8 protein-coding genes are annotated in these 12,580 nt (G+C 42.8%); all 8 read left to right on the top strand.

All coding sequences use genetic code 11. The annotated features are described in order from the left end of the window. The first annotated feature begins 51 nt into the window (after positions 1 to 51). Positions 52 to 2,094 (top strand): aceric acid hydrolase, encoded by a 2,043-nt coding sequence (locus EL17_RS10130; RefSeq protein WP_035073269.1) that lies wholly within the window; start codon positions 52 to 54, stop codon positions 2,092 to 2,094. 78 nt (positions 2,095 to 2,172) lie between these two features. Further along, positions 2,173 to 3,357 (top strand): sialidase family protein, encoded by a 1,185-nt coding sequence (locus EL17_RS10125; protein WP_051719923.1) that lies wholly within the window; start codon positions 2,173 to 2,175, stop codon positions 3,355 to 3,357. 196 nt (positions 3,358 to 3,553) lie between these two features. Then, positions 3,554 to 4,480, top strand: coding sequence for a dihydrodipicolinate synthase family protein (locus EL17_RS10120; RefSeq protein WP_035073266.1), 927 nt, complete (start codon positions 3,554 to 3,556; stop codon positions 4,478 to 4,480). Between the two features lie 9 nt (positions 4,481 to 4,489). Next, complete coding sequence (locus tag EL17_RS10115) at positions 4,490 to 5,995, top strand: sodium:solute symporter (protein WP_035073263.1); 1,506 nt, start codon at positions 4,490 to 4,492, stop codon at positions 5,993 to 5,995. A gap of 55 nt (positions 5,996 to 6,050) precedes the next feature. Then, positions 6,051 to 7,763: a hypothetical protein gene (locus EL17_RS10110; protein WP_035073260.1), complete on the top strand. Its 1,713-nt coding sequence runs from the start codon at positions 6,051 to 6,053 to the stop codon at positions 7,761 to 7,763. A 153-nt stretch (positions 7,764 to 7,916) separates the two neighbouring features. Beyond that, positions 7,917 to 9,485: a DUF5060 domain-containing protein gene (locus EL17_RS10105; protein ID WP_164675037.1), complete on the top strand. Its 1,569-nt coding sequence runs from the start codon at positions 7,917 to 7,919 to the stop codon at positions 9,483 to 9,485. A gap of 116 nt (positions 9,486 to 9,601) precedes the next feature. After that, positions 9,602 to 11,233, top strand: coding sequence for a glycoside hydrolase family 28 protein (locus tag EL17_RS10100; protein ID WP_240485967.1), 1,632 nt, complete (start codon positions 9,602 to 9,604; stop codon positions 11,231 to 11,233). Positions 11,234 to 11,412: 179 nt separating this feature from the next. Continuing rightward, the gene (gene pelA / locus EL17_RS10095; RefSeq protein ID WP_051719921.1) at positions 11,413 to 12,522 is read left to right on the top strand and encodes a pectate lyase; all 1,110 of its coding nucleotides are present in this window, start codon (positions 11,413 to 11,415) and stop codon (positions 12,520 to 12,522) included. Positions 12,523 to 12,580: the final 58 nt, after the last annotated feature.

Genomic DNA, 12,580 nt, shown 5'->3' with positions numbered 1-12,580 from the left:
TTTTTATCCCGTCAATATAAAATTGCTTCAAAACCATTAATAATTAAATATATGAAGATCAATAAACCCCTTATATGCCTATCAGTATCCATTGCTATGATGGCAGCTTGGCCCACGGTGGCACAACAGAAGGCGCTGGTCAATACATCTGAAAGCCCTTACAGTAAATTGAAAAGTGTAGACATTCAGGATGTAACATGGACGGATGGCTTTTGGGGTGAACGTGTCAAAGTTAACAGGGAGAAGACCGTTCCCTTTATGTGGCAACTATACCATGATGCTGATATAAATCATGCCGCACGTAATTTTGAAATCGCATCGGGAGATATAAGGGGAAAGCATAAAGGCCCTTCTTTTCATGATGGGGATTTTTATAAAGTATTTGAAGCCATGGCTTCCTTATATGCTATTTCCCAGGATCCTGAATTGGATAGGCAAATGGACGAAGCTATTACTATGATCCAAAAAGCCCAAAGAGCAGATGGATATCTTCACACTCCTGTGCTGATAGAAGAGAGATGGGGAACCTTGGGCCCGGAAGAGCTTCAGAAGCAATTGGGTTTTGAAAAATACAATATGGGGCATTTAATGACTGCTGCATGTGTGCATTATCGTGCCACCGGTAAGGATAATTTTATGAAAGTAGCCAAAGGAGTGGCTGATTTTTTATATGACTTTTATAAAGAAGCCTCGCCCGAACTTGCCAGGAATGCCATATGTCCTTCACATTATATGGGTGTGACGGAAATGTATCGAACCCTCCGGGATCCAAAATATTTAGAGCTTTCTCAAAATCTGATTGATATCCGGGGAACAACAGATGATGGAACCGATGACAATCAGGACAGATATCCCTTCAGAGATCAGACTGAGGCTATGGGACATGCCGTCCGTGCAAATTACCTCTATGCTGGAGTAGCGGATCTATATGCTGAAACCGGGGAGCAAATCCTTTTGGACAATCTGAATTCTATCTGGGATGATGTGGTATTCCGTAAAATGTATATAACCGGTGGATGTGGGGCCTTGTATGACGGTGTCTCACCAAACGGAACCTCCTATAACCCCATAGAAGTACAAAAGACCCATCAGTCATATGGCAAACCATACCAGTTGCCCAATGCGGCGGCCCATAATGAAACCTGTGCCAATATAGGGAATGTTCTTTGGAACTACCGAATGCTACAGATCACCGAGGATGCTAAACATGCCGATGTGATGGAACTGAATTTCTTTAACAGCATACTTTCCGGTATCAGTTTAGAGGGAACTGAATTCTTTTATACCAATCCTTTAAGTGCAAGAGACGACCTGCCCTATACCCTGAGATGGCCGAATATCCGGGAAGGGTATATTTCAAAGTCCAACTGTTGCGCACCAAATGTAGCCCGTACTATGGCTCAGATGAGTAATTACGCTTATAGTGTCTCTGAAGAAGGATTATTGGTAAATATGTACAGCAGCAATAATCTTAAGAGCAGGCTATGGAATGGTGAAGAGGTGGAACTGGAGCAGGAAACTGAATATCCCTGGGATGAAACTATAAACATTACGTTTAAAAAAGCACCTAAAGAAGATTTTTCACTTTTGCTGAGAATACCGGAATGGTGTAATGAATCAAGCTTATCCATCAATGGGCAAAAAAGTGAAATTCAAACCATACCCGGACAATACGCTAGTGTCAAACAAAATTGGAAAGCCGGCGACAAGGTTACCTTAGAACTGAAAATGCCAGTCCAATATGTAGAATCCCATCCCTTGGTGGAAGAAACCAAAAATCAAATTGCTGTAAGAAGGGGTCCTATGGTCTACTGTGTGGAATCAATGGACTTGCCTGAAGGAAGAAATATAGATGATTTGATGATTTCATTAGACCAGAAACTTACGCCGGAGAAGATTGACATCAATGGCGTTTCTATGATGGGTTTAAAAGGACAGGCCTATTACAGGAACGATGGGAATTGGGATAAGAAGCTTTATCGTACCGTCGGGGATGAGGAGTTGGAATCAGCGCCGGTTACCCTAATTCCTTATTTTGCCTGGGCAAATAGGGGACAGGGAGAAATGGCCGTATGGTTGCCTTTCAAAAAATAAGGGATTGCTTATAGCAAGCAATTTTAGTTGGTAGTTCCCAATCTATGGACCTGCCCAATTCTAATAAATAAAGATAAAATGAGAAGTATAATCTTATCAGGTGTAATTACCACTATAGCTATTTTCAGTTCATGTACCCAACACACTGCTTCCTCTGAGACAGAAACCCTTTCTCCTTCCAAAAAAGCAATCGTAATGGAAGAATTCGTTTTTACAGATTCTCCGACACGGGATGTCCACGCCTCCTCGCTGCTGGAACTGGCCAATGGCGACCTGCTGGCCACATGGTTTGGGGGAACAAGAGAAGGCGCACCGGATGTGAACATATGGCTTGCCCGAAAGCCTTCCGGCGGCAATTGGGAGGCGCCTATCAGTGTAACTGATGGTGGAGGCCAAACAGTTTTCAATCCCGTTCTGGTCCAGCTCAAAGGTGGAGATATCCAGATTTACTTCGTAAGTCCAGGTATCAATGATGGCCAGGTGGTAACTTCTAAGGACAATGGCTACTCTTGGAGTGAACCTAGAAAGCTTCCAGAAGGATTTGTCGGACCTATTGTAAACAAACCGGTGTATATGGAAGATGGGGCAATCATTGCAGGCGGTAGCCTAGAGGGCAGCCCCGGCAGAAGAACGCATATAGAGCGCAGTACAGACAACGGTGAAACCTGGACCAAGATCGGACCGATAAACGATCCTACTCATAGCGATCAACAGATTATCCAACCCACTATACTCGTCCATTCTCAGGAGCGATTGCAGATACTGGCCCGAACCAATAAGGAACATGAAGATGCCAAACTGGCCCAGGCTTGGTCTGATGATGGTGGATTAACCTGGTCCCCTGTGACAGACACAAGCCTTCCAAACAACAATTCTGCTGTAGATGCAGTGACACTTGATGATGGACGCCATATCTTGGTTTACAATCACTCCACACGCGAAGATCCGATAGGTGGTCGCAAAGGCCGGGGCATACTGACAGTAGCGGTATCCGATGATGGGATTAATTGGGAAGCTGCTGCAGTTTTGGAATATAGAACCGGCCCAGTCCAGTACTCATACCCTGCAGTAATTCAGACCAAAGATGGAATGGTGCATGTGACTTATTCCTGGCACAGAAGGCGGATCAAGCATGTGGTACTCGACCCGTCTAAGTTTGAAACTTATCCTATTATAGATGGACAGTGGCCTAAGGATAAAATGCCCTGGATAAAAAGTGAGGAAGATGTCGATGTCACAGATGATGCTGAACATTTGAAATAGTAGGCAAATAGCAATTTGTATAGAACTAAAATCCAACTATAACAATGTATGTAAACTATTTCGTGAGTTTATACTTTCATCCACTGAATCACGTAAGTGCAGGATGGAATTGCAGGATAAGATCATAAGTTTGCAATAGAGGTAGGGCATTAATAAGACTTTTCCTATCTATAGACTTAAATCTGCTATTTTCATTATGATCAATAAAACCTTTTTGCCTAAGCCATTAAAGGGGATAATCACCCCTATGGTAACACCACTTTTGGACAATAATACGCTGGACATAGTAGGTCTGGAAAGACTTATCAATCATGTCATCTCCGGTGGGGTACATGGATTGTTTATTTTGGGTACCACAGGTGAATCTACCAGCCTACCATATGCCCTGCGGGATGAATTGGTCAGGAGAACCTGTGCAATGGTAGACAGAAAGATACCGGTACTGGTAGGGATCACTGATACCGCTCCTTCAGAAAGTTTACGTTTGGCAGAGATCGCCGCAAATGAAGGTGCTGATGCAGTAGTAGCGGCACCTCCTTATTATTTTAGCATGGGTCAGCCTGAGCTGATCGAATATTATGAGTACCTGGCGGACAGCATTAACCTCCCGCTGTATTTATATAATATGCCCTCCCATACCAAAATTGTAATAGAACCCAATACCGTCCATAGCCTATCAAAACACCGGAATATTATTGGACTAAAGGATAGTTCTGCCAATAATGTATATCTTAACAGTGTCATCAATATGATGAAAGACCGTCCGGATTTCTCCCTACTGGTAGGTCCGGAAGAACTTATGGCTGAAACAGTACTATTGGGCGGTCATGGAGGAGTAAACGGTGGCGCGAATATGTTTCCTTCTCTCTATGTGCAGTTATATGAAGCTGCTTTTACAGGTGACCTGGAAAAAGTAAAACTGCTTCATTCCAAAGTGATGACCATATCTTCGAAACTATATAAAGTAGGAAATTTCGGATCAAGTTATTTAAAAGGTTTAAAAGCCGCTTTGTCCGTTTTGGGGATTTGCAGTGATTTCATAGCTTCACCCTTAAGTAGCTTTAAAATAGAAGAAAAGGAGAAAATCAAGAAAGCTATAGATGACATACAGCAAATACTCTAAAACCGTCCTATGCAATTATCAATAATAGACCTGGTTATTTTTTTGGGATATATGGCAGGCATACTGCTTTTCGGGGTATCGTTTTATTTCAAAAAAGACAAGTCTACGGATGATTATATTACGGGGGGGAGGAAACTGCCCTCATGGGCCATCGGAATGTCCATCTTTGCTACCTTTGTCAGCAGTATCAGCTTTCTTGCACTGCCGGGAAATGCTTATCTGAGTAACTGGAACAGTTTTGTTTTCAGCCTTTCCATCCCCATTGCCGCTTTAATAGCGGTAAAATTTTTCATACCGCTATATAGGGAAGTCAACAGTGATTCTGCTTATTATTACTTAGAGCTTAGGTTTGGGGGCTGGGCCAGAACCTATGCCTCTATATTTTATTTGTTGACACAGTTGGCCCGCATGGGATCCATTCTTTACCTTCTGGCCCTTCCCATGAATGCCTTGCTGGGTTGGGATATTGCTACCATCATTATTATCACCGGTATCTGCGTCATCATATATGCTTCCATGGGAGGCATCGAAGCTGTCATCTGGACAGATGCCATTCAAGGTGTAGTGCTCATATTGGGAGCGCTGACCTGCTTGGGTATCATAATGTTCAGCATGCCGGAGGGACCGGGTCAGGTAATCGAGATCGGTAGGGAAAACAATAAATTCAGCTTGGGAAGTTTGGATTTTGACTTGACCCGCAGCACATTTTGGGTGATCCTGGTCTATGGATTGGTCATTAACCTGCAGAATTTCGGAGTAGATCAAAACTATGTACAGCGTTACATGAGTGCCAAAAATGAAAAGGAAGCTATTAAATCTACCTGGTTTGGAAGCTTACTTTACGTTCCGGTTTCTTTACTGTTTTTTTTCATCGGCACGGCCTTGTTCGCTTATTATCAGATTAATGCACATTTGCTTCCGGAAGAATTGCTCGTAGCGGAGGCTGCAGACCGGATTTTCCCCTTTTTCATCGTTCACGGTTTGCCCACGGGTATGACCGGATTGTTGATCGCGGCAATCTTTGCAGCAGGCATGAGTACGATTTCTACAAGCTTAAACAGCTCTGCCACCATCATCCTCACTGATCATTACAAAAAAAATATTCAGAAAGAGGTGAGTTCCAAAGTCAGCTTCAGGGTATTGATGGGATCGGCTATTTTTATGGGTATCCTAAGCATTTTCGTGGCATTGGCCATGATGGGCGTTCAAAGTGCGCTTGAAGCATGGTGGGCGCTGTCTTCTATATTCAGCGGAGGAATTCTGGGCTTGTTCTTATTGGGCTACTTTGCCAAAAATGTGGAAAGGGTAGAGGCAGCCATCGGTGTGGTATTGGGTGTATTGGTCATCACATGGATGAGTCTTTCGGTATTTGTATTCCAGGAAGGAATTTGGGTGAATCCATTTCACGCCAACCTGACCATCGTGTTCGGTACCATTGTCATCTTCTTGACCGGTTTTCTGCTATCCCTGCTTAAGGGAAAAAACAAGGATCATCAGGTAAAAGAGAAGGCTTAACCAAACCTTATAACTTATTTATACTATAAAATCTAAACATTAAAATTTTCTAATAATGAATGCCAAACTATTATCCAGAAAAGTCAGTGAGCAGACAGGGAAACCTGTCATTGGGGTATTTGCACCATGTGATCCCAGGATCGACCAGCAGAGCAGAGATAGAAGTACTGCAATCGTCCGGGACGCAGCAGGCAAAATAGCCGATAAAATTATACTGCCTGATGGGTCCCATGTGCAGGTGGTCTATTCCGATGTACTGGTGGACGGGGAACCACAAGCCGATCAGGTCGCACGGCAGTTCAAAGAGGCCGGCGTTAACATCCTCGTATGCGTACCCGATACATGGTCTTTTCCTCAGCTTACAGCCTTATCCCTTATGGCCCATTTTCCGAAAGATACACCGATAAATTTCACCACAGGTAACAGTGCTCCCAGACCGGGCGTAGTGTATACCCATGCGACTGCGGGAGCCATAGCCCAATATGGTAAGCTGACGCATATTAATGTGGGGAAGTGGCCCGATACAGGGCAATCGCCCCAAATGAGTGACAAAACCCTGGAAGATTTGGTGGACTGGTGTTATGCCGCAGCTACTTTCCAGGGGCTCAAGGGCAGGAGAGTGGTGGTGTTCGGCCACGATTCTATGGGGATGGAAACCGCCTTACCGCATATATTGGAAACGAGAAACCAGTTTGGGCTGGAGATCACCAGACTGGATATGAAGCTCCTTTCAGATATGCTTCAAAAAGAATCCTATTACAAAAAAGAAGTCGCCAAACTCAGGTCATGGCTGGACTCCCATGCAGCAGACCGATTGGAGTTACCGGATGAGCACAAAGACAGTGAGCTTCTTGACAAAAGTTTAGCGCTTTATTTGATTGTCCGTGATATAATGGTAGAACTGGATGCTGTTGGCGGGGGATTCATGAGCCAGTTAGAGTGGGGGTCTGATGCCAGAGGCATTCAGCAGCCAGTAGCCGATATCATGGAATCACTGTTTAATTCCACTTTTGACCACAATGGACCAAAAGCTGTAGTTCCATTTGCCACTGAAGCAGATGTCCAGGCCCTATTGACCCAATTATTTATGACCTGGCTATCCGGTGGCAATCCACCATTGTTTATGGATTTCAGGAAAGTTTGGGAAACGGATGATATCAAAGAATTTATAGAAGAAGGAGATTACGACCTCAAAGCTGAAGGTAAATGGATGGCAAAGGGATTTGTAGACGGAGTCAATTCCGGATCAGCCTCTTTTAACTGGGCAGCAGAACCCGGTGCGGATGAAGCAGCCATTATGTCTAAAATTTCTTTTCCCAAAGCGGTTGATTATTTCTTTTATTTAGGCAATTCAGTCCACTTTATATCTCCCGGTGGCATAAAAGGTGTAGCTGCCCGATTGGCTTATAGTTCGCTTTCCGGAATGTTTTCTATGGTGTGGGATGAAGCAGAAACGGTGGAGTTGCCCGAAAAGCTGGCACAGGGAATCTGCAATACGGCAAATCCTACCTGGCCACATACCTTTGTGGTTCCAAAATATGCTTCCATGACAGAATACAAGCAGTATGCCCCTTCCAATCATTTTCATATGACTTGGGGCTTGAAACCTGCCAGATTGCAGTTTTGGATGGATTTCACGAATGTGTTATCGGTTACCCCATGGCAGCAGAGACCTGCTTTTATAGAGGGGACTGACCGGCCCACTCCACTGCTATATCTATTAAATGGGGGAGAAGTAGCTACCAAAAAACTCAAAGCAGGTAAATAGTTTCAATATAAGCTATGGGGTTTAATTAATCCCATAGCTTGTATTTCTCCAACTCGTAGAATGGCCTAGTTTACACCAAAAGAATTTCTTTTGATTACAGGTTTCCGAAGGTTTTTTATGCCATTGAATACCTACTTAAAAAAACAAACCAATATGAAATTCCTAAAAATCCTTCTTCTTATTTTCATTAGCTCTTATGGTGTTTTGATGGCACAAGAGGAGGTGGAGAAATGGGGAGTTTTTGAGCTCGTTCTAGAGGGATCTGACGTAGGTAATCCCTTTTTGGAAACAGACTTACACGCTGTATTTTTTCATAAAGATACTACCTTCAGTCCCGAAGGCTTTTATGATGGGAATGGCGTTTTTAAAATTAGATTTATGCCTACCAGGGAAGGCACCTGGACTTACAAAACTTTTAGCAATCAAGAAGAATTAGAGGGAAATGAAGGAGAGTTCTTTTGCACACCTGCGGGATCTGAGAATCATGGTCGGGTAAAAGTGGCGGAACAATACCATTTTGAATATGAGGATGGAACGGAATTTATGCCATTCGGGACCACAATTTACGAATGGACTTTCCAAAATGAAAGCACTAAAGCCGCTACCATAGAAACATTGAAAAACAATCCCTTTAATAAAGCCAGATTTTTGGCAATTCCTCCTCACAAAGAAAAATATATAGACGGAGGTGAACTGCACCTAAAGGATTATCCATTTGAGGACACCGGTAAAGAGGATTGGGACTTTACCCGGTTCAATCCCGAGTTCTTTAAAAACCTGGATGAGTGTATTACCCGACTAAATGAGATAGGAGTGGAAGCTGATCTGGTGCTTTTCCATCCCTATGATAAAGGCAAATGGGGTTTTGATATGATGGGAATGGAGAATAACCTGAGGTATGTCCGGTACATGATGGCCCGATATGCTGCTTATAAAAATATTTGGTGGAGTCTGGCTAACGAAAACAGTTTTATCAAAGACCTCGATGATGAAGATTGGGATATTCTTTTTAAAGAGGTACAAGAAAAAGATCCGTATGGGCACTTGAGATCTATTCACAATGCCGGGCGGATCTATGACTATAACCGGCCTTGGGTCACTCACGTAAGTTTACAGTATTATAATGCGGTAAGGGTTCCGGGTGTCAGTCCACTTTTAAGAGACATTTATAGAAAACCTATTGTTCATGATGAGATAAATTATGAAGGGGATATCGAAAAACGATGGGGAAGGATTTCTGCAGAAGAGCTGGTCTTCAGATTTTGGAATGCTGCCATTGGAGGAGCTTATGCCACCCATGGAGAATCTTATGAAGAAAGTGATTGGATTTCCCATGGGGGAACGCTTATAGGTGAAAGTCCTGCCAGGATCGAATTCATGAAGAACCTTATGGCGGATAAACCTTGGAAGTGGAACCCAATAGATCAGTATTATGAATTGAATATGGCCGGTAAAGCTGGGCTATATTATCTGATTTATTTTGGTGAAGAAGCGCTGGAGGATTGGGCTTTTGTCCTTCCCAACAAAGAATTGAAATCCGGAGCAAAATTCAAGGTAGAGATTATTGATACCTGGGGGATGACCGTAGTGCCGGTAGATCAGGTATTTGAAGTGGTACCTTTGGAAGGTGACGGATATAAAGTGAGGGATAAAGACAATGCTGTCATATCCCTTCCAGGCCAAAAATACATAGCGCTCAGAATACAGCGGATTAAGGATTAAATCTTTTAGATTTCGGCTTATCAGGAATGTTCAGGACAGTTTCCGGGTATGTTCCTTGTATTTTACTCCTTTAGCTGGAATAATCAGTTTAGCTATGAAAATTTTAATAAACGAAAATGACAACCCCTATTCAAAAAGTAAAGTCCAATTCTAAAAATTATCTCTTACTGATGTTTTTATCCTTGAGCGTAATGGCTTGTGATACATCGGTTCAGGATGATTCTAGTATAAATGAATTAGACCGAATTCCGCATATATCAGAAGTGGGGGCACTAAATATGCCGGATGAAATAGCGCCAGTAAATGCTCCTTTCGACATGCCAGAATTCAAAAAACCTGTTTTTCCGGACTTTACTGTAAATATTGCAGATAAAGGCGCACGGAACGGGAAGAAAGTGACCGCCCATATACAGTCTGCTATAGAGGAGGTCAATACTGCCGGAGGAGGGACTGTACTCATACCAAAAGGCAAATGGAAAACCGGTAGGATCATACTGAAAAGTAATGTTAACCTTCATATTGCTGAAGGAGCTGAGGTATATTTCAGTGGGGAATTAGCCGATTATCGACCGGCTGTTTTTACCCGACATGAAGGCGTTGAAGTGATGTCACTTGGCGCTTGCATTTATGCTTTTGAAGCTGATAATATAGCCATCACCGGCAAAGGCACCTTATATGGCCCAGCAGATGGCCCTGTAAAGGATCAGATGATGACTGAGGATGTGGTTGAAAATTTTGTACCCTTGGACAAGCCTGTTTCCGAGAGAATCTATGAAGGATATGATGGGGAGTCCATATTCCTGCCTATGTTCATCTCTCCCACCAACTCTACCAATGTGTATATAGAAGGCATTACTTTGGAGAAGACCGCCTTTTGGAATATTGTACCGGTATATTGTGATGGGGTGATTATCCGGGGTGTCACCGTTAATTCTGTGGGGATACCTAGAGGGGACGGGATAGACATTGAATCCTCCAAGAATGTATTGATTGAATACTCAACTTTGAACAATGGTGATGATTGTTTTACCATGAAAGCCGGTAGAGGGGAAGATGGGATAAGGGTAAATAAACCTACTGAAAATGTCGTGGTCCGTTATTGTTTGGCGCAGGAAGGCCATGGCGGAATCACTGTAGGAAGTGAAACGGCGGGAATGATCAGAAATCTGTACGTGCATGACTGTGTTTTTGATAATACCGGCGTAGGAATCCGGTTTAAAACCAGAAGGCCGCGTGGCGGGGGAGGTGAAAACCTGACCTATGAAAGAATCCGTATGAATCTAAGGCATACAGCCTTTAGATGGGATATGTTGGGCAGTGCGATGTACGTAGGCGAATTGGCAGAAAGATATCCGCCAAGAGAAAGAGATCAATTGACTCCTGAATTCCAACATATAACCGCACGGAACATCATCGTTGAAAATGCATCAGCCTTCATCAATGTGACCGGAATCCCGGAAACGCCTCTGAAAAACTTCTTATTGGAGCATGCAGAGATAAACAGTAAGAAGCTATTTACAGCACATGATGTCGACGGTATGGTGCTGCGTCATGTAAACATTACCGCCCAGGACAGTATGATGTATTTCTTGGATGCCAGAGACATCCTGTTTGAAGAGGTACAATTTGATGTACCGGGTGGAGAGCTTTACACAGAAATAGAAGGTGAACTAAGTGATGATATCCGTTTCAAAAGTACCAAACCATCGGCCCCTAAGGAGTGGAATAAGGAAGTATTTAAAAGATAAATTATTTAATATGGTTAACGGGAATAATGCCATAAGCCAATATTCCTTTGTTTTACGAGATCCCTGCCTGCCTGCAGGCAGGGAAGACGGAAGAACGTAAAATTTTAATTTTAACCATGGCATTCTTTATTCAGCGTCATTATTGGTAAAGAAGGGGATATACATAAAATAATTTAAACATGCGTAAAATAGGACATATGACTTATATACTTAAAATAAACATTTCCTTACTGGTAATTTTTTGCAGTGCTATTGGGACGATCCAAGCGCAGTCTGCATCCATCGTTTCTTGGAGAGAGGCCCAGCGTCAACAGCCTGAATGGTATGGCAGCGATGAAGCGGTAAGAATCGCGGAAAATGTCTTGCTATATCAAAAAGATAATGGAGGCTGGTTTAAGAATATAAACATGGCCACAGTATTAAGTAGCAAGGAAAAAACCAGGCTCAAAAATGAAAAAAAGAAACTAGTCGGAACCACTATAGATAATAATGCTACCCATACCCAGATGAGGTATTTGGCTAAGGTTTATAATGCTACCGGAAAAGAAGAATTTAAAAAAGGTTTCATCGATGGCTTCAACTATATACTTGAAGCGCAATATGATAACGGTGGATGGGCCCAATATTACCCTGAGAGAAAGGGATATTATGAGCATATAACTTTTAATGATCATGCCATGATAGGCGTGATGGAAGTATTAAGAGATGTAGTAGAAGAAAATGAGCCTTACACCTTTGTTGATGAGACACTAAAAAACCGGGCCAGAGAAGCAATTGACAAGGGTGTGGAAGTCATATTGAAAGCCCAGATAGAAGTAGATGGGAAACTGACAGCCTGGTGTGCCCAGCACCGCAGGGAAGACCTAAGTCCTGCCAAAGCGCGGGCATACGAGTTGCCATCTATCAGCGGAGGTGAAAGTGTGGGTGTAGTAAGATTTCTGATGGGTATAGAAAATCCTGATCCAGCAGTTAAAAAATCGATCCAAAGTGCAGTAGACTGGTTTGATGAGGTTAAAATTGAAGGCATTAAAGTGGTACAGGAGCCTGACAAATCATTGCCTAAAGGCTATGATAGGGTAGTGGTAGAGGATCCTAATGCCGGGCCACTTTGGGCCAGATTTTATGAAATCGGCACCAATAGGCCTATGTTTGTAGGAAGGGATAGTAAAATCAAATATAATCTTGCAGAGATAGAGCATGAACGGAGAGTGGGTTACAGTTACCTTGGTAATTATGCTGAAAAACTTTTGGAGAAGGAGTTTCCGGAATGGAAAGAAAAGTGGCTCTGACAGTTAATTAAAATTTTGATAATATAAAAACTTACTTCCATTAGACCAATCAATTAAA

It is taken from the genome of Anditalea andensis (genome assembly GCF_000714815.1).
GTDB lineage: Bacteria > Bacteroidota > Bacteroidia > Cytophagales > Cyclobacteriaceae > Anditalea > Anditalea andensis.
This window is presented reverse-complemented; position numbering and strand designations above follow the sequence as displayed.

Bases quoted from the DNA above. Each gene is read 5' to 3' on its own strand.
- EL17_RS10130 (WP_035073269.1), top strand. From the start codon at position 52: ATGAAGATCAATAAACCCCTTATATGCCTATCAGTATCCATTGCTATG.
- EL17_RS10125 (WP_051719923.1), top strand. From the start codon at position 2,173: ATGAGAAGTATAATCTTATCAGGTGTAATTACCACTATAGCTATTTTC.
- EL17_RS10120 (WP_035073266.1), top strand. From the start codon at position 3,554: ATGATCAATAAAACCTTTTTGCCTAAGCCATTAAAGGGGATAATCACC.
- EL17_RS10115 (WP_035073263.1), top strand. From the start codon at position 4,490: ATGCAATTATCAATAATAGACCTGGTTATTTTTTTGGGATATATGGCA.
- EL17_RS10110 (WP_035073260.1), top strand. From the start codon at position 6,051: ATGAATGCCAAACTATTATCCAGAAAAGTCAGTGAGCAGACAGGGAAA.
- EL17_RS10105 (WP_164675037.1), top strand. From the start codon at position 7,917: ATGAAATTCCTAAAAATCCTTCTTCTTATTTTCATTAGCTCTTATGGT.
- EL17_RS10100 (WP_240485967.1), top strand. From the start codon at position 9,602: ATGACAACCCCTATTCAAAAAGTAAAGTCCAATTCTAAAAATTATCTC.
- pelA (WP_051719921.1), top strand. From the start codon at position 11,413: ATGCGTAAAATAGGACATATGACTTATATACTTAAAATAAACATTTCC.